At 63.0% G+C, this 23,687-nt stretch carries 24 protein-coding genes; 14 read left to right on the top strand and 10 right to left on the bottom strand.

What is annotated here, in order from left to right; genetic code table 11:
* Positions 1-52: 52 nt before the first annotated feature.
* Complete coding sequence (locus AB0I57_RS12010; RefSeq protein WP_358334730.1) at positions 53-1,024, bottom strand: metallophosphoesterase; 972 nt, start codon at positions 1,022-1,024, stop codon at positions 53-55.
* A gap of 99 nt (positions 1,025-1,123) precedes the next feature.
* Here AB0I57_RS12010 and AB0I57_RS12015 point away from each other — a divergent pair, with 99 nt between their 5' ends.
* Complete coding sequence (locus AB0I57_RS12015) at positions 1,124-1,591, top strand: GatB/YqeY domain-containing protein (RefSeq protein WP_358334733.1); 468 nt, start codon at positions 1,124-1,126, stop codon at positions 1,589-1,591.
* 60 nt (positions 1,592-1,651) lie between these two features.
* On the opposite strand, the gene AB0I57_RS12020 is transcribed toward AB0I57_RS12015, so the two are convergent.
* Entirely contained in the window at positions 1,652-4,009 is a 2,358-nt protein-coding gene (locus tag AB0I57_RS12020) for a transglycosylase domain-containing protein (RefSeq protein ID WP_358334939.1), read from the bottom strand.
* Positions 4,010-4,269: 260 nt separating this feature from the next.
* Between AB0I57_RS12020 and AB0I57_RS12025 the strand changes: the two genes are divergently transcribed.
* Positions 4,270-4,593, top strand: a complete 324-nt coding sequence (locus AB0I57_RS12025; protein WP_005248496.1) for a WhiB family transcriptional regulator — start codon at positions 4,270-4,272, stop codon at positions 4,591-4,593.
* A gap of 64 nt (positions 4,594-4,657) precedes the next feature.
* Here AB0I57_RS12025 and AB0I57_RS12030 read toward each other — a convergent pair whose 3' ends face one another.
* Positions 4,658-5,800: an ArsA family ATPase gene (locus tag AB0I57_RS12030; protein WP_358334736.1), complete on the bottom strand. Its 1,143-nt coding sequence runs from the start codon at positions 5,798-5,800 to the stop codon at positions 4,658-4,660.
* Positions 5,797-6,870, bottom strand: a complete 1,074-nt coding sequence (locus AB0I57_RS12035) for an ArsA-related P-loop ATPase (RefSeq protein ID WP_358334739.1) — start codon at positions 6,868-6,870, stop codon at positions 5,797-5,799. Before AB0I57_RS12035 ends, AB0I57_RS12030 begins: the two co-directional genes overlap by 4 nt.
* Between AB0I57_RS12035 and AB0I57_RS12040 the strand changes: the two genes are divergently transcribed.
* The 4 genes from AB0I57_RS12040 to AB0I57_RS12055 all read left to right on the top strand — a co-directional run bounded on the left by AB0I57_RS12040 (position 6,869) and on the right by AB0I57_RS12055 (position 8,639).
* On the top strand, positions 6,869-7,033 hold the full coding sequence (locus tag AB0I57_RS12040) for a DUF4177 domain-containing protein (protein ID WP_358334742.1): 165 nt from the start codon (positions 6,869-6,871) through the stop codon (positions 7,031-7,033). The genes AB0I57_RS12035 and AB0I57_RS12040 overlap by 2 nt on opposite strands.
* A gap of 5 nt (positions 7,034-7,038) precedes the next feature.
* The gene (locus AB0I57_RS12045; RefSeq protein WP_358334745.1) at positions 7,039-7,515 is read left to right on the top strand and encodes a RidA family protein; all 477 of its coding nucleotides are present in this window, start codon (positions 7,039-7,041) and stop codon (positions 7,513-7,515) included.
* A gap of 4 nt (positions 7,516-7,519) precedes the next feature.
* Entirely contained in the window at positions 7,520-8,332 is an 813-nt protein-coding gene (locus AB0I57_RS12050; protein ID WP_358334748.1) for an MBL fold metallo-hydrolase, read from the top strand.
* Positions 8,333-8,468: 136 nt separating this feature from the next.
* On the top strand, positions 8,469-8,639 hold the full coding sequence (locus AB0I57_RS12055) for a zinc transporter permease (RefSeq protein ID WP_358334753.1): 171 nt from the start codon (positions 8,469-8,471) through the stop codon (positions 8,637-8,639).
* 69 nt (positions 8,640-8,708) lie between these two features.
* On the opposite strand, the gene AB0I57_RS12060 is transcribed toward AB0I57_RS12055, so the two are convergent.
* Together AB0I57_RS12060 and AB0I57_RS12065 are read right to left on the bottom strand one after the other, a co-directional pair.
* Complete coding sequence (locus AB0I57_RS12060; RefSeq protein ID WP_358334756.1) at positions 8,709-9,383, bottom strand: Crp/Fnr family transcriptional regulator; 675 nt, start codon at positions 9,381-9,383, stop codon at positions 8,709-8,711.
* 210 nt (positions 9,384-9,593) lie between these two features.
* Positions 9,594-9,854 (bottom strand): hypothetical protein, encoded by a 261-nt coding sequence (locus AB0I57_RS12065; RefSeq protein ID WP_358334758.1) that lies wholly within the window; start codon positions 9,852-9,854, stop codon positions 9,594-9,596.
* Between the two features lie 81 nt (positions 9,855-9,935).
* Between AB0I57_RS12065 and nth the strand changes: the two genes are divergently transcribed.
* The 4 genes from nth to AB0I57_RS12085 are packed head-to-tail and all read left to right on the top strand — an operon-like array spanning position 9,936 to position 13,329.
* Complete coding sequence (gene nth, locus AB0I57_RS12070; protein WP_358334761.1) at positions 9,936-10,721, top strand: endonuclease III; 786 nt, start codon at positions 9,936-9,938, stop codon at positions 10,719-10,721.
* Between the two features lie 12 nt (positions 10,722-10,733).
* Positions 10,734-11,396 (top strand): TlpA disulfide reductase family protein, encoded by a 663-nt coding sequence (locus tag AB0I57_RS12075; RefSeq protein ID WP_358334764.1) that lies wholly within the window; start codon positions 10,734-10,736, stop codon positions 11,394-11,396.
* Positions 11,393-12,142 carry a CoA pyrophosphatase gene (locus AB0I57_RS12080; protein ID WP_358334767.1) on the top strand — a complete coding sequence of 250 codons (750 nt, stop codon included), beginning with the start codon at positions 11,393-11,395 and terminating at the stop codon, positions 12,140-12,142. Before AB0I57_RS12075 ends, AB0I57_RS12080 begins: the two co-directional genes overlap by 4 nt.
* Positions 12,139-13,329, top strand: coding sequence for a MarP family serine protease (locus tag AB0I57_RS12085; protein WP_358334770.1), 1,191 nt, complete (start codon positions 12,139-12,141; stop codon positions 13,327-13,329). Before AB0I57_RS12080 ends, AB0I57_RS12085 begins: the two co-directional genes overlap by 4 nt.
* An 8-nt stretch (positions 13,330-13,337) precedes the next feature.
* On the opposite strand, the gene AB0I57_RS12090 is transcribed toward AB0I57_RS12085, so the two are convergent.
* From AB0I57_RS12090 to nhaA, 3 genes are read right to left on the bottom strand one after another with little or no spacing between them, the layout of a single operon-like run.
* A complete protein-coding gene (locus AB0I57_RS12090; protein ID WP_358334773.1) occupies positions 13,338-14,276 on the bottom strand; it encodes an alpha/beta hydrolase in 939 nt (312 codons plus the stop codon).
* Positions 14,277-14,285: 9 nt separating this feature from the next.
* Entirely contained in the window at positions 14,286-14,810 is a 525-nt protein-coding gene (locus tag AB0I57_RS12095; protein ID WP_358334775.1) for a phage holin family protein, read from the bottom strand.
* A complete protein-coding gene (nhaA, locus tag AB0I57_RS12100; RefSeq protein ID WP_358334778.1) occupies positions 14,807-16,042 on the bottom strand; it encodes a Na+/H+ antiporter NhaA in 1,236 nt (411 codons plus the stop codon). The genes AB0I57_RS12095 and nhaA overlap by 4 nt, the downstream gene beginning before the upstream one ends.
* 178 nt (positions 16,043-16,220) lie before the next feature.
* Here nhaA and AB0I57_RS12105 point away from each other — a divergent pair, with 178 nt between their 5' ends.
* Complete coding sequence (locus tag AB0I57_RS12105; RefSeq protein ID WP_358334781.1) at positions 16,221-17,606, top strand: MFS transporter; 1,386 nt, start codon at positions 16,221-16,223, stop codon at positions 17,604-17,606.
* Positions 17,607-17,721: 115 nt separating this feature from the next.
* Here the strand turns inward: AB0I57_RS12105 and acs are convergent, their stop codons facing one another.
* Positions 17,722-19,656, bottom strand: a complete 1,935-nt coding sequence (acs, locus tag AB0I57_RS12110; protein ID WP_358334784.1) for an acetate--CoA ligase — start codon at positions 19,654-19,656, stop codon at positions 17,722-17,724.
* A 397-nt stretch (positions 19,657-20,053) separates the two neighbouring features.
* Here acs and AB0I57_RS12115 point away from each other — a divergent pair, with 397 nt between their 5' ends.
* The 3 genes from AB0I57_RS12115 to AB0I57_RS12125 all read left to right on the top strand — a co-directional run bounded on the left by AB0I57_RS12115 (position 20,054) and on the right by AB0I57_RS12125 (position 23,685).
* On the top strand, positions 20,054-21,664 hold the full coding sequence (locus AB0I57_RS12115; RefSeq protein ID WP_358334788.1) for an ABC transporter substrate-binding protein: 1,611 nt from the start codon (positions 20,054-20,056) through the stop codon (positions 21,662-21,664).
* Between the two features lie 127 nt (positions 21,665-21,791).
* Positions 21,792-22,718, top strand: coding sequence for an ABC transporter permease (locus tag AB0I57_RS12120; protein WP_358334791.1), 927 nt, complete (start codon positions 21,792-21,794; stop codon positions 22,716-22,718).
* Positions 22,711-23,685 carry an ABC transporter permease gene (locus tag AB0I57_RS12125; RefSeq protein ID WP_358334794.1) on the top strand — a complete coding sequence of 325 codons (975 nt, stop codon included), beginning with the start codon at positions 22,711-22,713 and terminating at the stop codon, positions 23,683-23,685. The genes AB0I57_RS12120 and AB0I57_RS12125 overlap by 8 nt, the downstream gene beginning before the upstream one ends.
* The last annotated feature ends 2 nt before the right edge of the window (positions 23,686-23,687 follow it).

Here is a 23,687-nt window from a genome sequence, read left to right on the forward strand (position 1 = left end):
GTTGAACCTCGGCTAGCCTACAGGATCGCGATTGTGGAATTAAATCCGCAGCTCAGTTGCGCAACACTTCGCTCTGAGAGGGTTGAGTGCGGGCCCGCTCGCCGTCTGCGTCGGACTTGTCTCGCTTTGCCGGAACCAAGGTGAGGAGCGTGGCCTCCGGTCGGCAGCAGAAGCGAACCGGTGCCCAAGGCGATGTTCCGATTCCGGCCGACACGTGCACCTGGGTGTGCGTGCCCCACTGGGACGGGCCTTTGACGCGTGAGCGGTCGATGCCGCAATTGGTGACCAGCGCGCCGTAGAACGGCAGGCAAAGTTGACCGCCGTGCGTGTGGCCGGCGAGCACGAGGTCGTATCCGTCGTCGGCGAAACGGTCGAGCACCCGGGGCTCGGGGGAGTGGGTCAGGCCCAGACGAAGGTCGGCCTGCGGGTTGCGAGGTCCGGCGATGGTGTCGTACCGGTCGCGCCCGAGGTGCGGGTCGTCGACACCGGCCGATGCGATCTTGACCCCCGCTACCTCGAAGTCACGCCGCGTGTGGGTGATGTCGAACCAGCCTCGTTCGGTGAACGCCGCGCGCAGGTCCCCCCATGGCAGCGGGTCACCGAGAACACGCCCGTGGTCCTTGCGGAAGTACTTGAGGGGGTTCTTGGGAGTGGGTGCAAAATAGTCGTTGCTGCCGAAGACGAACAGTCCTGGACGGGACAGCAGATTCCCCATCGCCTGAACCACAGCCGGAACCGCCCGCTGATGCGACAGGTTGTCGCCGGTGTTGACGACGAGGTCGGGGTCGAGATTGTCCAGTTCCCGCAGCCAACTCTGTTTGAGCCGCTGTCCGGGCATCATGTGCAGGTCGCTGATGTGCAGAACCCGCAGCGTTGACGACCCGGGTTCGAGGACCGGCATCGTCACTTCACGAAGCGCGAACGCGTTGCGTTCGATGAGCGAGGCGTAGCCGATGCCTAGGGCGGCAGCACCCGCGGTACCCACGGCAGCACGGGTCAGGTTGGTGCGGAAGTCGTCAAACACCCCCTCAGGATACCGATGAGCGCAATCGAGATGCAGTGCCCGATAGGTGCGGAAAATTCCAATGGCTCATTCAGATTGCGAACGCGTAGCGTCTTGCTCATGTCTGACTCACTGAAAGAACGACTGCGCTCCGACATGACGGCCGCCATGAAGGCGAAGGATTCGCTTCGCACTGCCACGATCCGCATGCTGATGGCCTCCGTGCAGACCGAAGAGGTATCCGGGAAGCAGGCCCGCGAACTCACCGATGACGAGGTTCTCGCGGTCCTCGCGAAGGAATCGAAGAAGCGCGGCGAAGCCGCCGAGATCTACACCGAGAACGGGCGAGGCGAGTTGGCGGCGAAGGAGCGCGCCGAGGCCCAGATCATCGACGAGTATCTTCCGACGCCGTTGAATGACGCCGAACTCGTCGACGTCGTCGATACTGCGATCGCTCAGGTGGCCGAGCAGATCGGGGAGCGTCCCGGGATGCGTCAGATGGGTCAGGTCATGCAGGCTGCTTCAGCACTCGCCGGCAGCAAGGCGGACGGGAAGCGACTCTCACACGCGGTCAAGTCACGACTTTGAACGGTGCGGTGTGGGGACGGTACGCATCGGTGCGTACCGTCCCCACCCACGTTCGGTCCGTCATCGAGGCAGGGGCGGCAACTGTATCGGCGGCAAGCCGGGTATTTGGAATGGCAGTTGAATAGGTGGAATGGGAATCCCTTGGCCTGGCAGGTCCTCCGGATCGGGCCGCGCCTCTCCATCGCTGACGTAGATCGTGATCGTCGAACCGGGGACGGCTGAACCGGACGGGGACGACCTGGTGACCGTTCCTCTCGGCGCTTCTGACTCGGTGGTCACGGAGTTCACCGAGAAGCCCGCTTGCTGAAGGAGGGAGATCGCGGCCGACTGGCTCAGGCCGGTGACACTGGGAACCTGGCCGTTTTGCGACCCTCGAACGTACTTCTGGTCGAGCGGCGGTAGCTCCGTCGGCCCGAACTTGTCGGCTACCGGCTTCAGTGCAGCGAACCAGGTCTGGGCGGGTTCGTTACCGCCGTAGAGACTTCCGCCGCTGCAGGGGCGCAGCGGAGCCGAGCAGATCCGCCCCGGGGTCGGTGAGTCGCCGAACACGTAGGTGGCTGCGGCGAAGTTGTTGGTGAATCCGAGGAAGCCCGATGACATGTTGGACTCGGTGGTACCCGTCTTGCCCGACATCGGGAGCGTCCAACCGGCAGCGCCCGCTGCTCGGGCGGCCGTACCGCCAGGCTTGTCGTCCTTGCTCATCGCATTCGCCAAGGTATCGGCCAGGCCGGGTTCGACGACCTGCTCGCATGCCTGCTCCTTGATGGCGACAGGATTGCCCTGACGATCGACCACCGAGTCGATCGGGGTGGGCGGGCACCACATGCCGTGTGAGGCCAGCGTCGCCGCGACGTTCGACAACTCGAGCGGATTGATCCAGGTGGGGCCGAGTGTGAACGAGCCCAGATTCTGTTCCTTCTGGAAGTCGGCCATGCTTCGGTCGTCGAAGCCCGAGGTGTTGGGATCGGTGTACGAACGAAGGCCGAGGCGTACGGCCATATCCACCGTCGGTGTGACGCCGGTCGCCTGGATCAGCTTGACGAATGTCGTGTTGGGCGACTGTGCGAGTGCATCCGTCACCGAGAGTGCTGAGGGGTACCTGCCCGCGTTCTCGACGCAGTACGTGTTCGGAGGACAGCCGCGCGCGCCACCGCTACCCAAGCCTCTTGCTTCGAATCGAGCGGGGACGTCCAACGTGGCGCTGGTGCCGAGACCCTGCTCCATCGCGGCCGCCGTTGTGAACACCTTGAAGATTGATCCGGCGCCGTGGCCGGCCAACGAGTACGGCTGCGGCTGGACGGTTTCACTGGCGTTCACGTCGAGGCCGTATGTGCGACTGCTGCCCATCGCGAGGATCCGGTGCGAATCCTGTCCGGGCTGAATCACATTCATGACGTTGGCGATCCCGTCGAGAGTGGGGCTCGCATTGGCGTCGAGTGCCGCCTTGGTCGAGTCCTGGACCTCAGGGTCGAGCGTCGTCTTGATCAGGTAGCCGCCCTTGTCGATCTGTTCGCGGCTGAGGCCGACTGAGGCCAGGTAGTCCAGGGCGTAGTCGCAGAAGAAGCCGCGGTCACCGGCCGCGATACACCCACGGGGCAGCCGGTTGGGCTCGGGCAGCACACCGAGAGGTGTTTCCTTGAGCTGTTGGAATTCCTCGGCGCGGGAGGGGATGCTCGAGATCATCGTGTCGAGAACGACGTTGCGGCGGGCTAGGACACCCTCCGGGTTCGTGTACGGGTTCAGTGCCGAACTCGACTGAACCATGCCCGCAAGCATCGCGGACTGCTGCGCGTTGAGTTGCGACGCGTTGATGCCGAAGTAGGTCTGGGCAGCGTCCTGCACACCGAATGAGCCGTTGCCGAAGGGCACCAGGTTCAGATACCGGGTGAGGATCTCGTCCTTGGTGAGTTCCTTGTCCAGGGCGAGCGCCATCCGGATCTCGCGGATCTTGCGTGCCGGCGTCGTCTCGATGGCGGCCCGACGCTCGGCGTCGGTCTTGGCGACGACAAGTAGCTGATAGTTCTTCACGTACTGCTGGTCGATCGTTGAGGCGCCCTGTTGGACCTCGCCGCTCGTGGTGTTGGTGAGGAATGCCCGTAGGGTGCCCTGCCAGTCGACCCCCTTGTGTTCGGGGAACCGACGGTCCTCGACGGAGACGATCGCGAGTTTCATCTCGTTCGAGATCTGGTCGCTAGGGACCTCGAATCGTCGCTGATCGTAGAGCCAGGCGATCGGGTTGCCCTCCGAATCGACCATTGTCGAGACGGCGGGGACGGCTCCGTCGACCAATTCGGCGGAGACGTTGTCCACCGTATCCGCCGCCCGATTGGAGGCGTAACCGAATCCTCCGGCAAGCGGAAACATGACGCCGGCGAGGAGGGCGCCTGCTAAAGCGGAGGATCCCGCCAGCTTCCCCACTGTTTTTGCAATCGACACGTTCTACAGGGTACGTGGGGTCTGGAGGTGCACTAGCCGGGTGCAGATTGCCACCCGGAAACTGCCCTGAGCACGGGGTATGGACGCGCGTACCAAAAATGTGCGAATCCCATCTTGCATATTGGAGGTTCTTTACCTAAATTATGGGAACGGTGTGATGGATATAACACCCCATCGCTTTATGTGGAGCAGTCTCAGCGTGATAGCGCGGGGGGACTTGCAGACTCGAAGAGGGGAACCGAATGCACATGACCACCCCAACCAGCCGTTTGGATGTCGAGCAAGCTGAAGCGCGAATCGCCTGGGTGACTCAGGCTCGTTGTCGGGAAGTCGATCCCGATCAACTCTTTGTCCGTGGTGCGGCGCAGCGCAAGGCCGCGACTATATGCCGGCATTGCCCGGTCTTGATGCAGTGTGGAGCCGATGCCCTCGACAATCGTGTCGAATTCGGCGTGTGGGGCGGCATGACGGAACGTCAGCGCCGAGCACTACTCAAGCAGCATCCCGAAGTCGAATCCTGGTCCGACTTCTTCGAAGCCCAGCGGCAGCACCAGTCCGCCGTCTGAATCCGGAGGCTGATTCGCAGCCGGGTCGATACGCGGGCCGGGTGACCAGTAAACGGTGGTGAGCTCACGAGTTCTTGTGGGTGAGCTGGTCACCCACCGCCCTCAAAGCCTCGAGGTCGGACACCTCGAACGGTAGCGAGGGAACGCCGACGATCGGCACCCGCGGGTGGGCCGCTGTAAATCGGCTCAGCAACTGGACCTCACGCTTGGCGATCACTGCCCGATGTGCATGAATGCGCAGAACGGCAGCTGTGAGGGGGTCCTGGTCTTCCAATTGATCAGCGGCGGTGACCGCATGATCGGCCGACAGGGAGGCGAGGGTGGGATGCGTCCGGTTCAGGACCAGGCCGGAGAGCGGCATGTTGTCGCCGAGCAGTCTGTCCACGAAGAACGCGGCTTCCCGCAGTGCGTCCGGTTCGGCCGCCGCGACCACCAGAAATTTCGTTTTCGGCTGTCGAAGCAATTCGTAGGTGCTTCTGGCGCGTTCGCGAAATCCGCCGAACATCGAATCGAGTGACTGGACGAAGCTCGAGGCGTCCGAGAGCATCTGACTGCCCACGATGGTCGACACCCCGCGTAGTGCGAGACCCATTGCTCCCGTCACGAATCGGGTTATTCCACGACCGGGTGCCGTGAGCAGTCGGATCATGCGACCGTCGAGGAACGCGCCGAGGCGCTGAGGTGCATCGAGGAAGTCGAGGGCGTTGCGGGACGGCGGCGTATCGACCACGACCAAATCCCAGTCGGAACTCGAAGCAAGTTGCCCCAACTTCTCCATTGCCATGTACTCCTGCGTCCCGGAGAAAGAGGTGGCGACGGTCTGGTAGAAGGGGTTCGCGATTATCTGTTCGGCCTTTTCCGGTGTCGAGTGTTCGATCACCATCTCGTCGAACGTGCGCCGCATGTTGAGCATCATCGCGTGTAGCTCACCGGTTGCGTTTGCCCCGAGTTCCACCGGCTGTGGAGAGTTGTCGAGCTCGGCGACGCCGAGAGCCTGTGCGAGCCGGCGAGCCGGGTCGATGGTCAGTACGACCACCTTGCGTCCCTGCTCAGCAGCGCGAAGGGCGAGTGATGCTGCCACGGTGGTCTTTCCCACACCGCCTGCGCCACAGCACACGATAATTCGGGTGGCTCTGTCTTCGAGCAGGCCCGCTACGTCGAGGGCCGAAGCGGTGTGGCGACGCTCGTGTTCAGCTGTGTGTGTCATCGGACACCCTGTTCCATCAGTATTTCCGCGAGTTCGTACAACCCGCCCAGATCGACACCGTCGGCCAGCGAAGGCAGATGCAGTCGTGCTCCATCCACATCTCCGAGTTGCCCGGCACTCTCTTCCTCGGTTTCCAGCACCGCCGCGTGCTCGATCGTTTCGGTGAGCAGCCCGGCGAAATCTTCTTCGGTCAAGGTGATCCCAGCCTTGCTCAATCCGGCGCGAATCCTCTCGGCGTCGATACGGCCTTTGGAGACGTCGGCGAGCACCTCGGGCGGCAGGAACGGCGGGCTGGTGCGATTGACTACGACGGTTCCCAGCTGGAGTTTGGATTGGGCCAGGTCCTCCGCGGCGTCGGCTGTCTCCTGCACTGGAAGAGCTTCGAGCAGTGTCACCAAGTGGACGACGGTCTCCTCCGAGTGCAGCAGCCGCACCACGCCCTCGCTCTGAGCGTGCACCGGTCCACCCTTCGACAGGTCGGCCATCGCCTTCGTGACGTCGAGGAAGTTGCCGATACGACCTGTAGGTGGGGCGTCGACTACAACAGCGTCGTACACCCGCTTGCCGGACGTATCGGTCCGCACGACGCATTCCTTGATCTTGCCGGTGAGCAAGACGTCTCGGAGACCGGGAGCGATGGTGGTGGCGAACTCGATGGCGCCGAACCTCCGCATCGCCCGACCGGCGAAACCGAGGTTGTAGAACATGTCGAGGTACTCGAGGAACGCGGTCTCGATGTCGATGGCCAGCGCCACCACCTCACCGCCCCCTTCTGCAGCCGCGACCTTCGTGTCCTTCGGCGGCAGAGGGGGTACGTCGAAGAGTTGGGCTATTCCTTGCCTGCCCTCGACTTCCACCAGCAGGACACGACGACCCCCCTCGGCGAGGGCCAGTGCCAACGCCGCGGCCACCGTGGACTTGCCTGTTCCGCCCTTGCCGGAAACAAAGTGCAGCCGAGCCCGGGCTGCCTTGTCCGGCCATGCGCGGGTGAGCTGATCTGGAGATGCAACCACGGAGTCGAGCCTATAAGTCTGGGAGTCGGAACGTGCGGGGGATAGGCTCACCGGCATGAGTGAATTGATCTCCTGGGAGTACGCCACCGTTCCACTGCTCACGCACGCGACCAAGCAGATCCTGGACCAGTGGGGCGCGGACGGCTGGGAATTGGTGACGGTTCTCCCCGGGCCGACGGGTGAGCAGCACGTCGCCTACCTGAAGCGACCGAAGGGCTGAAGGCGATGGCGCAGACACACGGGTGGTCGGCCCGCCTGACCGAACTCGGTATCACCTTGCCATCCGTCGTCCCGCCGGTGGCCGCATACGTGCCGTCGGTGCGAACGGGGAACCACGTGTACACCTCCGGGCAGCTACCGATGGTCGAGGGCAAGTTGACGGCTGTGGGCAAGGTTGGTGCAGACGTGTCGGCCGACGACGCCACGGCCGCGGCCCGGATCTGTGCGCTGAACGCATTGGCGGCTGTTGACGCCCTCGTCGGAATCGACTCGGTGGTGCGGATCGTGAAGGTCGTCGGTTTCGTCGCGTCCGCCGAGGGGTTCACCGGCCAGCCCGGCGTCGTGAACGGCGCGTCCGAGCTGCTCGGTGAGGTGTTCGGTGAGGCGGGTGCCCATGCGCGCTCGGCCGTCGGTGTGGCGGCGCTGCCGCTAGGCGCGGCCGTCGAGGTGGAGTTGATCGCAGAAGTCGAGCCGGAGCAGTAGGGCCATGGCTCTTGTCCACCCCGCTTACGCCCAGCTGCGAGAGGTCACCCCGACCGTATCGGTGATGCTCCAGAACAACCCCGGCATGATGACGCTCGACGGCACCAATACGTGGGTACTGCGTGCGCCGGGCCGAGCGGAGTGTGTGGTGGTCGATCCTGGTGAGGACGACGAGGAGCATCTCGCTCGTATCGCGGCTGTCGGTCCCGTGGCCTTGACGCTCATTACTCATCGTCATTTCGATCACACCGGTGGGGTGCAGCGGTTCTTCGAACTGACCGGCGCGCCTGTGCGCGCGGTGGAATCGGAGTTTCTTCGCGGTGGGGGCGAGAATCTCGTGGACGGTGAGACCATCGATGTCGCGGGCCTCACCGTGTCGGTGATTGCAACGCCCGGTCACACGCGGGATTCGATGTCGTTCGTCGTCCACGCCGCGGGCGTCGAGGGTGGGCCCGCCGTCCTCACCGGCGATACGATCTTGGGCCGCGGCACCACGGTGCTCGACGACACAGACGGCGATCTCGGCGACTATATGTCGTCGCTTCGCCGCCTGCGCGACCTCGGAACTGATCATCGGGTCATGCCCGGGCACGGACAAGAACTTCCTGATCTGACTTCCGTGGCACAGCAATACCTGGCCCACCGCGAGGAGCGACTCGACCAGGTGCGCACTGCGCTGGTGGAACTCGGTGGGACTCCCACTGTGCGAGAGGTTGTCGAGCACGTCTATACGGATGTCTCTCGCGAGCTGTGGCCGGTGGCAGAGAAGTCAGTCAACGTACAACTGGCCTACCTGCGAAACACCAACCAACCCTGACGCGCTGCTCGCCACGCCGGGCACCCGAGAGTGTCGGCGGAAGGAAATCGAAGCCCTGTACCACCATGCCTCGGGGCGTTAAATTATATGCGTCAGTATTTATACGAGATCTATACGAGTGAGAGGTAAGGTGCGCATGACCAGTTCAGAGCACCGTCGGCACGACCCGTCCGATCATCCGCACGTCCACGGCGAGAAGTGCGGACACGAGACGGTTCAACACGGCGACCACGTCGACTATCTCCACGACGGTCATCGGCACGCCGAGCACGAGGGCCACTACGACGAGCACGGCGAGGTCGCCTGAGCCGTCCGAGTCGATCCAGCATGACTTCGGCCACCCCTGCAGGTAGGGGTGGCCGAAGTTGTGTGCGGACTATCGTGCGCGACGTGCGAGGCGTTCGGAGTCGGAGATCAGCACACTCTTGCCCTCTAGCCGAAGCCATCCGCGATGTGCGAAATCGGCCAGTGCCTTGTTGACGGTCTCGCGGGACGCACCGACGAGCTGCGCGATCTCTTCTTGCGTGAGGTCATGCGTGACACGCAACGAGCCTGCCTCCTGTGTGCCGAAGCGCTGAGCTAGTTGCAGCAGTGCCTTGGCGACACGGCCGGGAACGTCCGTGAAGATGAGGTCGGCCAGGTTGTTGTTGGTGCGACGGAGACGGCGGGCAAGCACCCGGAGGAGCTGTTCTGCAATCTCGGGGCGGTGGTCGATCCATGCCTTTAGTGCGGTGCGGTCCATGCTGACAGCGCGGACTTCCGTGACCGTCGTGGCGGTGGACGTACGGGGGCCGGGGTCGAAAATGGACAGCTCGCCGAACATGTCGGACGGACCCATGATCGTCAGCAGGTTCTCACGGCCGTCCGGTGAACGGCGGCCGATTTTGACCTTGCCCGACACGATGATGAACAGGCGGTCACCGGGCTCACCTTCGTTGAAGATGACATGACCGCGGGGGAAGTCGACGGGTTGCAGCTGTTTGGTCAGCGCTGCTACCGCCGAGGGCTCGACCCCTTGGAAGATGCCGGCTCTTGCCAGGACGTCGTCCACTTACGCTCCTCGAAGATTCGTTCGTCTGAATGCAATGTTGTGTGGTTTGCTGCACGTCGACGACGCCCCGTTTTGCGGCGGCGCGGCCTTCATGTAACAGGTTCGTCACTGAAGTCTACGTCGCGCTGAGTAGGTCCGAGTGACCGATACCACCGAAGCGAGGGAAGTTGCCCGGAAAGCCCGATTTTGGTGTGGAATTGTGAGGGGTGATCAGCCTGCGCGCTGAGAATCCACCTCGTCGTCGGTTTCGAGCCCCGAACGGGCCTTGCGGCGCCGATTGAAGCGCGCGAGTGCCCGGGGGAAGCCTTCTTTGGCGAGGGTGGCCACCTCGTCGTTACTCGCCTGGTCGAGAAACTCTTCCACCTCTTGCTGGCGAACGGTGAGCTGGCTGAGTCGGACTTCGACTCGCTCCATAGCTAGTGCAAACAGCATGAGGAGCACTGGGAAGAGGACCACAGCGAGACCTTGCATACTCGGAAGTAAACACTGCAAATGTCTCAGAAGCGACACAGCCGTGAGTCGGATTGGCGGGGTATACGTAGAGTTGACCTCGTGCATGAGACCCTCAGCGACGACTCCGAAGCACGTGGGCTCGAGCGTCCGCGGGCCGTCAAACAGGGCGAGACCAGGCTCGGACTCGTCCGGCGCGCCCGCAGAATGAACCGCCGACTGGCGGAGGCATTTCCGGACGTCCACTGTGAACTCGACTTCGTCACACCTCTGGATCTCGCCGTTGCCACCATCCTCTCCGCGCAATGCACCGACGTCCGGGTGAACATGGTGACTCCGGCACTCTTTGCCCGATACCCTGACGCGAAGGCGTACGCGTCCGCCGACCGCACGGAACTCGAGGAATACATTCGATCGACGGGTTTCTATCGGAACAAGGCGAGCGCGCTGATCGGGCTGGGGCAGGCTCTGCTGGAACGCTTCGACGGTGAGGTGCCGAACAAACTGGTGGATCTCGTGGCCCTCCCAGGGATCGGTCGCAAGACCGCGAACGTGATCCTCGGCAACGCGTTCGACGTCCCCGGGATTACGGTGGACACCCATTTCGGCAGACTTGTCCGGCGTTGGAGGTGGACCGAGGAGGAGGATCCGGTGAAGGTCGAGCACGCGGTTGGTGCGCTGATCGAGCGCAAGGAATGGACGCTGCTCTCGCACCGGGTGATCTTCCACGGCAGGCGCGTATGTCATTCCCGCAAACCTGCATGCGGGGTTTGCGTGCTCGCCAAGGACTGTCCGTCGTATGGCTTGGGCCCAGTCGATCCCGACGTCGCCGCCAAACTTGTTCGCGGACCGGAGACAGAGCATTTGCTGCGTATGGCAGGTCGTTGAGGGTTGATAGGTTTGTCCAGTTCGGCGCGGTGGAGTCTGGCCGCTCTCGTTGTAGTAGTGGCCCTTGTCGTGGCGATTTGGCCCCGGGGTGACGATTCTCAGGTGGCAACGTACGACGGTCGTTTCGGGTCGGGTCGTATTACCACGAACTCGGAGGGCACCGACTCCGATGCGCTCGCCGCACTACGCTCGCGGGCGAACCTGGCGCCTTGTCCGGCACCGGCAGTCGCGCTCGATCCCTCGTTCGATTCGGTGCTGTCCGGCATCTCGCTGGACTGTATGGCGGACGGTAGTCGGGTAGACCTCGCCGCGGCCCTCGCGGGAAAGCCTGCCTTGCTCAACTTGTGGGCCTATTGGTGCGGCCCCTGTGCCGAGGAGCTGCCCTATCTGCAGCAGTTCTCCGATCGTGTCGGGGACGCAGTTACTGTGCTTACGGTGCACACCGATCCCAACGAGTCCAGCGCGCTCTCCCGCCTGGTCGACTACGCTGTGACGCTGCCCGGAGTACAGGATGGCGACGGGCGAGTTCAAGCCGCTGTCGGAGCGCCCGCCGTTCTGCCAGTGTCCGTACTGATTCGATCCGACGGCACGGTGGCAAAGATCCTGCCGCAGCCCTTCGACAGTGTCGACGAGATCGCCGCTGTCGTCGAAGAGAATCTGGGGGTGGCGACATGAGGAACTCCTCGGTCGACGGAGGGGTTCCGTCCTGGTTGCACAGGGTTGCGAACCGCACTCTTGCCAACCCTCGACGGTTCAACTCGATCATCAATCGGCGAGCACCCCAAGGCGCGATCACCCGCGAGGCGGCTGTCCTCATATTGTTCGGTGGCCCCTTCGAGTCGGATCCGCTGATGGCAGGAGGACTTCCCGCGTCCGCAGACGTACTCCTGACCCAACGTGCGTCCACGATGCGTCAGCACGGCGGTCAGGTGGCGTTTCCGGGTGGCGCCAGCGATCCGGGTGACGAAGGACCTATCGCCACCGCGCTGCGCGAGGCCCAAGAGGAGACAGGACTCGACCCATCCGGGGTCCGTCCCGTTGCCGTGCTCGATGAGATCTTCATCCCACCGTCCGGATTCGACGTCACTCCCGTGATCGCGTATTGGGAAAAGCCCAGTGCGGTCGGTGTGGTCGATCCCGCAGAAGCTGAGAGGGTTGCCCGGGTTCCCATGCACATGCTGGTCGACCCGAGGAACAGATTTCAGGTGCGACACCCGGCCGGATTCCAGGGGCCGGCGTTTGTCGTCGACGGGATGCTCGTGTGGGGTTTCACGGCCGGGGTACTGGCAGCGCTGATCGCGATCTCCGGCTGGGAACAAGACTGGGACAGCCACGATATTCGTGACTTCGACACAGTGGTGGCCGAACTCGACGCCGACCGATTGATCCGAGGCGATGCCGATTGGGCGTCAGAGCGATGACGGGCTCACTCTGGATTGACATCGCAATCGTGCTGATCGCCTTCCTCGCCGCCACCTCCGGTTGGCGTCACGGCGCCGTCGCGTCCATCCTCGCGTTCGTCGGGGTGGTGCTCGGGGCGGTGGCGGGCATCTTGATTGCACCGCATGTCCTCGAACACGTCGACGAGGGAGTCGGCCGCATACTGGTCGGGATCACCTTGATCGTGGTGTTGGTGATCATCGGCGAAGTAGCGGGCATGGTGCTGGGACGGGCGGCACGCGGAAGCATGCACAGCCCGGCCACTCGTTCGGTCGACAGCGCAGTCGGAGCCGGTGTACAGGCTGTTGCCGTGTTCATCGCTGCGTGGCTGCTGGCGATTCCGCTCACCTCGTCCTCCCAGCCTCAGGTGTCGGCCGCCGTGCGGGGATCGAGTGTGCTCGAAGCGGTCGACAACGTCGCTCCAGCATGGTTGCGACAGCTGCCCAACGAGTTCACCGCCCTCCTCGACACGTCAGGGCTCCCTGATGTCATCGGCCCTTTCGGTCGGACACCGATCACAAATGTCGAGCCGCCCGACGCCAGTGTCCTGGCCAGCCCCGTCGCCTCATCGCTGCAGTCGAGCGTGTTGCGAATCCGCGGTGTGGCCCCTAGTTGCCAGCGCGCTCTGGAGGGATCCGGCTTCGTCATTGCGCCCGAGCGGGTGATGACCAACGCTCACGTCGTTGCCGGAACGACCGGCATCTTGGTCGACACCCAGAACGGGCCGATGGATGCAGAAGTCGTGCTGTTCGACCCGATGGCCGACATCGCGGTCCTCGCGGTCCCCGGACTCAACGCCCCGGTTCTGAACTTCGCGCCCGAACCGGCGCAGACCGGTGAAAACGCCCTCGTACTCGGATACCCGGGTGGCGGTCCCTATACGGCGAGCGCCGTGCGGGTCCGGGAGGTCCTGGATCTCGACGGCCCGGACATCTACCGGACCGCCACCGTCGAGCGCGAGGTGTTCACCGTCAGGGGTTTGATCCAGCAGGGGAACTCGGGCGGACCTCTTGTCGATCCCAACGGACAGGTGCTCGGTGTCGTGTTCGGCGCAGCCGTCGACAACACCGACACGGGGTTCGTCCTCACTGCTGACGAGGTGTCGCGCCAGGTGCAGGAGGCTCCCGGAGCGACCGTCCCCGTACCTACCGGGGCGTGCATCCTCTGAGCTGAGCGTTAGGCGCCTGGCGGGCTCACGAATTCGAGCAGTGCGGCATTCACTTGTTCCGGAGACTCCCAATGGGCGTAGTGACCGACGCCGGTGACCGTGTGCAGCCGCTGGCCAGGTGCGAACCGGTGACTTCGCCGCACCGTGTCCGCAAGTACATATGGGTCCAGATCCCCGTGGATGTGCAGAACTGGAATCCGCAACTTTTGGTCCATCGACTCCATGAACCGGCTGCCATCGGCCCTGAATTGGCTGCGGAACGCCCATCGCTGGTATTCGAGAGTGCAATGCGCGGTGCCGGGAATCTGGATGGCGGACCTCATCCGCGAGAGCACATTTTCGAACTCCGGGTCGTCAATCCACCCGGGACCCGATCGTTCGCGGATCAATCGCTCGACCTCAGCGCCCCCGTCGCGGGTGAGGCGACGTTCGGGACGCCACGGCAATTGGTACGAGACGAAGGACGGCAGCACAGCTTTGCGCTGGTAGCGGTCCTGTAGAACAGCCTGTTTGAGCGCGATCGGGTGAGGGGAGCTGACCAGTGCGATCGATCGCACGAGACGGGCGTGAAGGACGGCGGTAGCCCAGCAGACCAGGCCTCCGTCAGCGTGCCCGACGAGTGTCGCCTCGGCGTGACCCAGTGCACGGATCAGTCCTGCAATGTCACCGGCCAGTGTCCACCCGTCGTATCCGCGTGGCGGCTTGTCGGAATCGCCGTATCCCCGGAGGTCGACGGCGACGGCGCGGTACCCCTGCGAAGACAGTGCTGTCAGTTGATGACGCCACGACCACCAGAAGTCCGCGAAACCGTGCAGCAATACGACGAGCGGCGCATCCGGCGGCGATGCGCCGACCTCGACGGTGTGGAAGCGAATTCCGTTGGCGTGGATGTCGCGATGAATCCAAGGGCCGTCGAAACGGACCGAAGATGGATCGGGTGGTGCCACAGGTAGGAGTTAGCGCGCGTGACGCCCGGTGGGAGATGCGAGATGAGCCTCCGCATCCGAATACGAGGTCGGCACGACTTCTCTCGCCTGCTTCAGCGAATCGATGGTCTTCTCGGGCGCGCGTAGTTTCCGTACCCGCATGTAGCCGAGTAGGCCGAGGATCGCTGTGGCCACAACCATGATGAGGAAGACGATCAGGAACGCCAGCCAACGGGGGATCCACACGTCGAGGAGTTCGGCGAGGAAAAAGAAGAAGAAGAACGAACTGAACAGCAGCACGGTGAGCGCGAGAATGAAGAACACGCCACCCTGCAGGCCCTTCTTGACCTGCCCGGTCACCTCCGCCTTGGCTAGTTCGACCTCGGCGCGGATCAGGGTGGATACCTGGGCGGTCGCGTGTTTGACCAGCGTGCCGATGCTCGCATCGCCGGGCACCTGAGAGTCCACGTCGGTGAGCGGAATTGACGACACCGTGTTCGGCACCCCGTCTCCGGTGTATCGCGGGCTGTCTCCCTTGCCGTGAGTGTTGCTCACTTGTCGACCCCTCCAAGTTGCTCTAGCACGTCCGAGTCTTCCTTCCTGACCGCATGCGCGCGACCACGCCGCCACAGCAACGCTGATCCAATCAGTGACGCTGCCAACGATGTCACGAGTACCGCGACCTTAGCGATTTCGGCCTCGCTGCCGTCGCCGACTCCCGCGAGCGCGAGATCTGCTACTAGAAGGCTAACGGTGAACCCGATCGCGCCGAGCACTGACAGCGCAAACATGTCGTGGAACTCCAGAGCACGTGGTTTCTTCGCAATGCCGAGGCGAATAGCCAGCCAGGCGACACCGAAGATTCCAACAGTCTTGCCGACGAGCAGTCCCGCGATCACGGACAGCGAGATGGGGTTGGTGAACAGCTGCCCGAGAAGGTCGCTACTGAGGGGCACGCCGGATGCGAACAGGGCGAACAGCGGGACGCACACTCCGGCCGACCACGGTTGGATGCGGTGCTCGAGACGTAATGCGGGCGCTTCGTCCTCGCCGGGGTCGGGTCGTACTCGGGTTAGGAGTCCGAGGGCGACGCCGGCCAGTGTGGCGTGGATCCCGGCGTCGTGAATGCAGTACCACGTCAGTAGTGCGAGTGGAACGTAGAGCAATGGTGTGGTGATCCGCTTGTGTTGTGCGAACGCATAGACGGCGAGGCAGGCCACGGCGCCCAGTAGCCACATCATGGCGATCGAAGTGGTGAACAGGACCGCGATGAGGATGATGGCGAGAAGATCGTCGACGACTGCCAAGCTCAGCAGGAAGACTCGGGCGCTCGCCGGGATCCGGGAACCTGTCAGGGCGAGAATGCCGAGCGCGAAGGCGATATCGGTTGCGACCGGGATGGCCCAACCGCGATCCATGCCGGGGGCTCCGAGCCCGATCGCCGCTGCGATGGCTGCGGGAATCACCACGCCGCCGACGGCGGCGATGACCGGGAGCAGAGCTCGCTGTCGGTCGGCTAGCTCGCCGACCACCAGTTCACGCTTCAGCTCCATACCGGCGACAAAAAAGAAGACAGCCAGAAGCCCGTCCTGCGCCCAAGTCCCGATCGACAGGTCCAGATGGAGCGCCTCTGGACCGATTTGCCAATCGCGTAATGCGAAATAGCTCTCCGAGAAAGGAGAGTTCGCCCACACGAGAGCCGCGGCGGCGGCGACCAGGAGGATCGATCCACCGATCGTCTCGGTACGGAGGTATCTGGAGAGTTCGGAGCGCAAGGGCAGGGTCAAGTGTCTTCTCGCTAACGACATGGTCCGGGCATGGCAACAGAGCTGCCGACCAGACTTCCCGGCGCACCAGGCGGAGAGCATATCCAACGCGTCAACCGGAAGGCACGCGGCATCACCTCCCCAGGAGGTGGGGCTCTAGTCTCATCGTCTGAAATCTGACCTAGGAGGGGAAAGTCGAGTGAGTAGGGCAGTCGATACGACGAGGCTGGAAGTGGATGCGGGGACAACCGTCGCCGACATCCCACGCCGCCGGATCGTCGTCGCGAGCATGGTGGGCACATCCATCGAGTTCTATGACTTCTATATCTATGCCACCGCAGCGGTTGCGGTGTTCCCATATCTGTTCTTCCCCGAAGGAAACGACACGACTGCGCTGTTGGCTTCGCTCGCCACGTTCGGTCTTGCCTTCGTCGCCAGACCGCTCGGATCCATTCTGTTCGGGCACTTCGGTGATCGTGTCGGCCGCAAGGCGACACTTGTCGGCTCGCTCCTCACGATGGGTATCGCCACGTTCGTGATCGGGTTGCTTCCGACATACAGCCAGATCGGCATCGCAGCGCCTGCTCTGCTGGCGTTGATGCGCTTTTGTCAGGGTCTCGGGCTGGGCGGTGAGTGGAGCGGCGCAGCACTTCTCGCGACCGAGACCGCGAAGAAGGGCAAGCGTGCCTGGGCGGCGATGTGGCCACAGCTCGGAGCGCCGATCGGGTTCTTGCTCGCCAACGGCTTGTTCCTGACCATCGCATTGCTCATGGACCACGACACATCCAGTGCCGACTTGAATGGCGCCTTCCTCACGTGGGGCTGGCGTATTCCGTTCTTGCTCAGCGCGATCATGGTGGTGATCGGCCTGTATGTGCGTTTGCGGCTCGAGGAGACCCCGGTGTTCGCGCGAGCAGTGGCGAGGGGCGAGAAGGTGAAGACCCCGCTGGCCCAGGTGTTCAAGAGCAGTTGGCGTCAGCTGATCATCGGTACGTTCGTGATGCTCGCCACGTACACGCTGTTCTACGTCATGACCACCTGGGTGCTCAGCTACGGCACGGGCAAGATCACCCCTCCAGGAGGCAGCGGTCCGAGCTTCCAGTACACCGACTTCCTGGTTCTCCAGTTGATCGCGGTCTTGTTCTTCGCCGCCGCGGTTCCGGTGTCAGGATGGCTGGCCGACCGTTTCGGTCGCCGTATCACGTTGCTGGTCGTCAGTGGTTTCATCATGGTGTTCGGACTCTCCTTCAACGTGATGCTGAATCAGGAGACGATGGGCACTGGTCGCATGCTGGTATTCCTCGCAATGGGAATGGTGTTGACGGGCATGACCTTCGGTCCGATGAGTGCTGTTCTGCCCGAGCTGTTTCCGACCAACGTCCGCTACACGGGGTCGGGGATCGCCTACAACACCGCCAGCATTCTGGGCGCGGCCGTCGCTCCGTTCATTGCCGCCTGGCTGGCCACCTCGTACGGCGTCGGCTGGGTGGGTGTATACCTCTTGGTCGCAGCAGCGATCAGTTTCGTTGCCCTGCTTGTGATGAGGGAAACGAAGAACGAGTCACTCGACGACGTGGGGGTCTAGCCCCTTCCGCAATCGGAACAGATTGCGGGCGAAGCGAATCGAATGGAGAGCATGAGATAGGCCGGTGGTTGGCGAGTCCCTCGGCTCGCCAACCACCGACCGCGTGTAGAGCGTCTTACTTGCCCCGAATGGCGTCGAAGACCTTGGGGTCGACCAGAGTTGACGTGTCGCCGAGGTCACGGCCCTCAGCGATGTCGCGGAGCAGTCGGCGCATGATCTTGCCCGACCTCGTCTTGGGGAGTTCGGGAACGATGGTGATCTGCCGGGGCTTGGCTATGGGGCTGATCTCCCGGGAAACTTCAGCTTTGAGTTCGGCGATGAGGTCTTTGCCGGTGTTCTCGACCCCTTGACGCAGGATGACGTATGCGACGATGCCCTGCCCGGTGGTCTCGTCTGAGGCTCCGACGACCGCCGCCTCGGCCACACCGTGGTGGCCCACGAGGGCGGATTCGACCTCTGAAGTGGAGATTCGGTGCCCGGAGACGTTCATGACGTCGTCGACGCGACCGAGGATCCAGAGCGCACCGTCTTCGTCGTACTTGGCGCCGTCGCCCGCGAAGTACCACCCCTGCTCGGCGTAGCGAGCCCAGTACGTCTCCCGGTAGCGGTCCATGTCGCCCCAGATGCCACGGAGCATCGCCGGCCACGGCTCGTCGAGCACGAGGTATCCGCTCTCGCCATTGCTCAATTCGTTGGCGTCGTCGTCGACGACCTTGGCTGAGATGCCTGGCAGCGGTTCCATCGCGGATCCGGGTTTGGTGGAGGTGATACCCGGTAGCGGCGAGATCATGATGGCCCCGGTCTCGGTCTGCCACCAAGTGTCGACGATGGGGGCTTGATTTGCGCCGATCACCTCGCGGTACCACTTCCAGGCTTCGGGGTTGATGGGTTCGCCCACCGAGCCGAGGAGGCGGATCGAGGACAGGTCGTGGGCGTCGGGAATCTCGCGCCCCCACTTCATGAATGTGCGTACGAGGGTGGGCGCGGTGTAGTAGATCGTGACGCCGTATTTCTCGATGAGCTGGAAGTGGCGGTGCTCGTCCGGAGAGTTCGGGGTGCCCTCGTAGACCACCTGGGTCACGCCGTTCGACAGCGGGCCGTAGACGATGTAGCTGTGTCCGGTGACCCATCCGATATCGGCGGTGCACCAGTACACGTCCTGTCCGGCCTTGTGATCGAAGACGTTGTGGTGGGTGTACGAGGCCTGAGTGAGGTAGCCACCCGAGGTGTGGATGATGCCCTTGGGCTTTCCGGTGGTGCCCGAGGTGTAGAGGATGAACAGCGGGTGCTCGGAGTCGAACGGTTGTGCCTCGTGCTGGTCGGCGGCCTTGTCGACCGTTTCGTGCCACCACAGGTCGCGACCGTCGTTGATCTCGACGTCGATGCCGGTGCGCTTGACCACGAGTACGTTCTGCACAGACTTCGCACCGTCCACGGCTTCGTCGACCGCGGGCTTGAGGGGTGCGGCCTGGCCCCGGCGCCACTGCCCGTCGACCGTGACGACGAGTTTGGCCTCGGCGTCGTCGATGCGTGACCGCAAGGCGTGGGCGGAGAACCCGGCAAACACAACCGAATGGGTCAGTCCGAGGCGAGCGCAGGCGAGCATGGTGACGATGGCCTCGGGGATCATCGGCATGTAGATCGCGACCCGGTCACCGGCTACGAGTCCGAGGTCGGTGAAGGTGTTGGCGGCCTGGCTGACCTTGCCCAGCAGATCGTTGTAGGTCAGGTCGCGAGTGTCGCCCGGTTCGCCTTCGAAATGAATGGCGACACGGTCGCCGTTGCCTTCGAGGACGTGGCGGTCGACGCAGTTGTATGCGACGTTGAGCTGGCCGCCGACGAACCATTTCGCTACAGGGGCATCCGACCAGTCGAGAACCTCGCCGAAGGGCACATGCCAATGCAAGCGCTCAGCCTGCTGCGCCCAGAAAGACAGACGGTCTTCGTCTGCCGCGGCCTGGAGCCCGGGTCCGGCGTTGGCAGCCGCCGTGAACTCTTTGCTCGGCGGGTAGACCTCGGGGGCGGCTTCGTACTCGGCGGTGTTGGTCATTTGTGGCCCGGCCTTCTTTCCAGTCGCGACTCGTTAGTTCTTGTACGTGTGAACGTAGCCACACGTGACTTTAAAGTGCAGCTAATCACATAGATGGATGCCAGCGCTCTGCGACGACCGGTCGGGTTGATGCGACGGGCGGGAGGTGCGGGCGACGAGCGGAACACCGAGTGACCTACACCGCTGACCCCATGTCGATGTGGCCTGTTTCACGCCTCGGGGTTACGTAGACCAACATCGTGACTTATTGTCATCACATTATCCGTCCAGGTACGGGTAGTTGATCATCCGTTCCGACGGTCGCCTTACCCGCCGGGTCGCAGTCCGACGGAGGTGGTGGGGTACGGGTCATGCCCCGCATCGCTGCTTCATACCAAACAGATCTGGGAGGATTGTTTTGCGCATCAAACGCGTGGCAACCGCCGTTCTGGCGGCAGGGCTCTCAGCAGCAATGCTGGCCGCCTGCTCGACCGAGAATTCGGCGAGCGGAGGTGGAATTGTCAATGCCTGGGCAGGTGAGCCACAGAATCCGCTGATTCCCACCGATACCAGCGAGAACATGGGCGGCCGTGTCCTCGATTCGATCTTCGCCGGTCTGGTGTCGTACGACGCAGAAGGCAACATACATAACGAGGTCGCGGAGTCGATCGACACCACCGACGGCCAGACGTTCACCGTGACGTTGGATGACGGATGGACGTTCACCGACGGCACGCCTGTGACAGCGTCCTCGTTCGTCGACGCCTGGAACTATGGAGCGTTGTCCACGAATGGGCAACTTCAGGCATCGTTCTTCGAACCGATCCAGGGTTTCGACGAGGTTGCGGCCGAGAACCCGACCGCAACGACGATGTCCGGATTGAACGTATTGGACGATTCCACCTTCACAATAGAGTTGAAGCAACCTGAGTCTGCGTTCCCAGATCGCCTCGGGTTCACCGCCTACTACCCGCTGCCCGCTGTGGCGTTCGAGGATATGGCCGCGTTCGGTGAGAATCCGATCGGCAACGGCCCGTACATGATGGCCGGTCCCGGGGCGTGGCAGCACAACGTGCGCATCGACACCGTTGCGAATCCCGATTACGACGGCACCCGCAAGGCGGAGAACGCGGGGATCGACTTCATCATGTACAACAACCTCGACACGGCGTATACAGATTTGCTCGCCAACAATGTCGACGTTCTCGATCAGGTGCCGCCGAGCGCTGTCACCACCTACCAGAACGATCTCCCCGGCCGTACCGTGAACCAGCCTTCGGCGACCATCGAGACGTTCACGATTCCCGGTCGATTGCCGCATTTCAGTGGTGAGGAGGGCAGGCTGCGCCGCCAGGCCATCTCGATGGCCATCAACCGCGATCAGATCACCCAGCAGATCTTCAACAACACCCGGACCCCCGCACTTGATTTCACCAGCCCCGCCATCGCGGGATGGTCGGACTCCCTTACCGGGAACGACAATCTGATGTACAACCCTGAGCAAGCCAGGCAATTGTGGGCTGAGGCAGACGCCATCTCCCCGTGGACGGGAAGTTTCGAGATCGCCTACAACGCTGACGGTGGGCACAAAGACTGGGTCGACGCCGTTAGCAACAGCATTCGCAACACACTGGGAATTGAGGCGATGGGCAGGGAGTACCCCACGTTCGCGCAGTTCCGTACCGAGGCCACGAACCGCACCATCCCGAGCGCGTTCCGTTCGGGATGGCAGGGTGACTACCCGCAGCAGTACGGCTTCCTCGCGCAGAACTATCAAACTGGCGGAAGCTCGAACGACGGCGACTACTCGAACCCCGATTTCGACAGTCTGCTTCGCGAATCCGCGAGCGAGGTCGATCCAGGCAGGGCTCAGGACTTGCTCAATCAGGCGCAAGAGGTGCTGTTGCAGGACCTGCCCGCAGTCCCACTGTGGTACCGCAACGCCGCCGCCGGTTGGTCACAGAACGTATCCAACGTGGTCATCGACTGGAAGGGCGTCCCGATGTACTCGGAAATTGTGAAGAACTGACGCACCGGGTCTCTTCGACGACATCGGTGGGGCCGCGAGCAGACCGTTCGCGGCCCCACTTCTGGCCAACTGGAAGCTGAAACATCGGACTCCCGACATCACAGCCTTACGAATAGGAGGTGATCCGATGCTCTGGTACGTCGGTCGCCGCTTACTCCAGATGATCCCTGTGTTCATCGGAGCAACCTTCCTCATCTACGCCATGGTGTTCCTCTTGCCGGGAGACCCCATCGCGGCTCTGGCGGGCGACAGGGCACTCAGTCCGGGGGTCGCTGCCGAACTCCGCGCCCGCTACAACCTCGATCAACCCTTCCTGATGCAGTACCTGCTGTATCTGAAGGGGATTTTCACCCTCGACTTCGGCATGTCCTTCTCAGGTCGGCCGGTCAGCGAAGTTCTGGCGCAGGCTTTCCCGATAACCATCAAGCTTTCGTTGATGGCGCTGGCTATCGAAGGAATCTTCGGAATCGGGTTCGGGCTGATCGCCGGACTGCGAAAGGGCGGTATCTTCGACAGCTCCGTCCTCGTCGTGAGTCTGGTGATCATCGCGATCCCGATCTTCGTGATCGGCTTTCTCGCCCAGTTCTTCATCGGCGTGAAGTGGGGGTTGGCGCCGCCGACCGTTGGCGGGAACACCAGCTTCAAGAATCTGCTGCTACCCGCCTTCGTCCTCGGCGCGGTGTCGTTCGCGTATGTGTTGCGACTGACCCGGACCTCGGTAGCAGAGAATCTGACCGCCGACTACGTGAGAACGGCTACAGCGAAGGGGCTTTCGCGTCGGCGGGTGGTGCAGGTGCACGTCCTGCGCAACTCTATGATCCCGGTCGTCACGTTCCTCGGGGCGGATCTCGCCGCTCTGATGGGCGGTGCGATCGTCACCGAGGGCATATTCAACATCAACGGTGTCGGTGGCACGATCTATCAGGCGGTCACCCGTGGCGAGGCCCCCACCGTGGTGTCCTTCGTGACCGTGCTGATCGTCGTATTCTTGCTGGCCAACTTGATAGTCGACCTGCTGTACGCCGTGCTCGACCCGAGGATTCGCTATGTCTGAGAAACAGGAGATCGACGCGCCGGGCACCCTAGGCCGGAAGGCCCGTCAAGCGCATTTCGTTGCGCCCGAACAAGTGGCAGCGCCCGCAGAGGTCGACGCGGTCCACATCGATCAGCCTCCGACCAGCATGTGGTCGGACGCCTGGCGGGATCTGCGCCGGCGCCCGCTGTTCCTGGTGGCGTCGGTGATCATATTCGTCGTAGTGGCGGTTGCGGCTTTCCCGAGTCTGTTCACCAACACAGACCCGCGGTTCTGTGACCTTACGTTCAGCATGCAGGGCCCGTCGTCGGGCCACTGGTTCGGATTCGACAGGCAGGGTTGCGACATATATTCGCGCACCATCTATGGGGCGCGAGCGTCGGTGTTGGTTGGGATCGGGACCACGTCCCTAGTGTTGGTTGTGGGAGTGGTTCTCGGCGCAGTCGCAGGGTTCTACGGCGGTGTCGTGGACTCAGTGCTGTCCAGGGTGACCGACATCTTCTTCGGCATCCCCTTCATCCTGGCCGCGATCGTCTTGATGCAGCTGTTCACCGATCGCACCATTTGGACGGTGATCCTCGTCCTCGCCCTGTTCGGCTGGCCGCAGATGGCAAGAATTGCCCGTGGCGCGGTGATCTCGGCGAAGAACAACGACTACGTGATGGCGTCGCGGGCGTTGGGCGTATCGAATTGGCGCACGCTCGTTCGGCATGTTCTACCGAATTCGTTGGCTCCGATCATCGTGATCGCGACCATTTCGCTCGGCATCTATATCGTCGCCGAGGCGACACTGTCCTTCCTTGGTATCGGGCTGCCGTCAACCGAGATTTCGTGGGGTGGAGACATCAGCACCGCCCAGGTCACCTTGCGTCAGGGTTCGGCGATCCTGTTCTATCCGGCCACAGCACTGGCGATCACGGTGCTCGGGTTCATCATGATGGGCGACGCTCTGCGGGACGCGCTCGATCCCAAGGCCAGGAAGAGGTGAGC

The sequence above is a fragment of the Rhodococcus sp. NPDC049939 genome (assembly GCF_040656415.1).
GTDB lineage: Bacteria > Actinomycetota > Actinomycetes > Mycobacteriales > Mycobacteriaceae > Rhodococcus_F.

Excerpts from the sequence above, each read along its gene's own strand:
- AB0I57_RS12065 (WP_358334758.1), bottom strand. The coding sequence starts at position 9,854 with ATGCAAGGTCTCGCTGTGGTCCTCTTCCCAGTGCTCCTCATGCTGTTT.
- AB0I57_RS12120 (WP_358334791.1), top strand. The coding sequence starts at position 21,792 with ATGCTCTGGTACGTCGGTCGCCGCTTACTCCAGATGATCCCTGTGTTC.
- AB0I57_RS12035 (WP_358334739.1), bottom strand. The coding sequence starts at position 6,870 with ATGCCGGTGAGCCTATCCCCCGCACGTTCCGACTCCCAGACTTATAGG.
- AB0I57_RS12045 (WP_358334745.1), top strand. The coding sequence starts at position 7,039 with ATGGCGCAGACACACGGGTGGTCGGCCCGCCTGACCGAACTCGGTATC.
- acs (WP_358334784.1), bottom strand. The coding sequence starts at position 19,656 with ATGACCAACACCGCCGAGTACGAAGCCGCCCCCGAGGTCTACCCGCCG.
- AB0I57_RS12055 (WP_358334753.1), top strand. The coding sequence starts at position 8,469 with ATGACCAGTTCAGAGCACCGTCGGCACGACCCGTCCGATCATCCGCAC.
- AB0I57_RS12015 (WP_358334733.1), top strand. The coding sequence starts at position 1,124 with ATGTCTGACTCACTGAAAGAACGACTGCGCTCCGACATGACGGCCGCC.
- AB0I57_RS12085 (WP_358334770.1), top strand. The coding sequence starts at position 12,139 with ATGACGGGCTCACTCTGGATTGACATCGCAATCGTGCTGATCGCCTTC.
- AB0I57_RS12050 (WP_358334748.1), top strand. The coding sequence starts at position 7,520 with ATGGCTCTTGTCCACCCCGCTTACGCCCAGCTGCGAGAGGTCACCCCG.
- AB0I57_RS12040 (WP_358334742.1), top strand. The coding sequence starts at position 6,869 with ATGAGTGAATTGATCTCCTGGGAGTACGCCACCGTTCCACTGCTCACG.
- AB0I57_RS12025 (WP_005248496.1), top strand. The coding sequence starts at position 4,270 with ATGCACATGACCACCCCAACCAGCCGTTTGGATGTCGAGCAAGCTGAA.
- AB0I57_RS12125 (WP_358334794.1), top strand. The coding sequence starts at position 22,711 with ATGTCTGAGAAACAGGAGATCGACGCGCCGGGCACCCTAGGCCGGAAG.
- AB0I57_RS12080 (WP_358334767.1), top strand. The coding sequence starts at position 11,393 with ATGAGGAACTCCTCGGTCGACGGAGGGGTTCCGTCCTGGTTGCACAGG.
- AB0I57_RS12030 (WP_358334736.1), bottom strand. The coding sequence starts at position 5,800 with ATGACACACACAGCTGAACACGAGCGTCGCCACACCGCTTCGGCCCTC.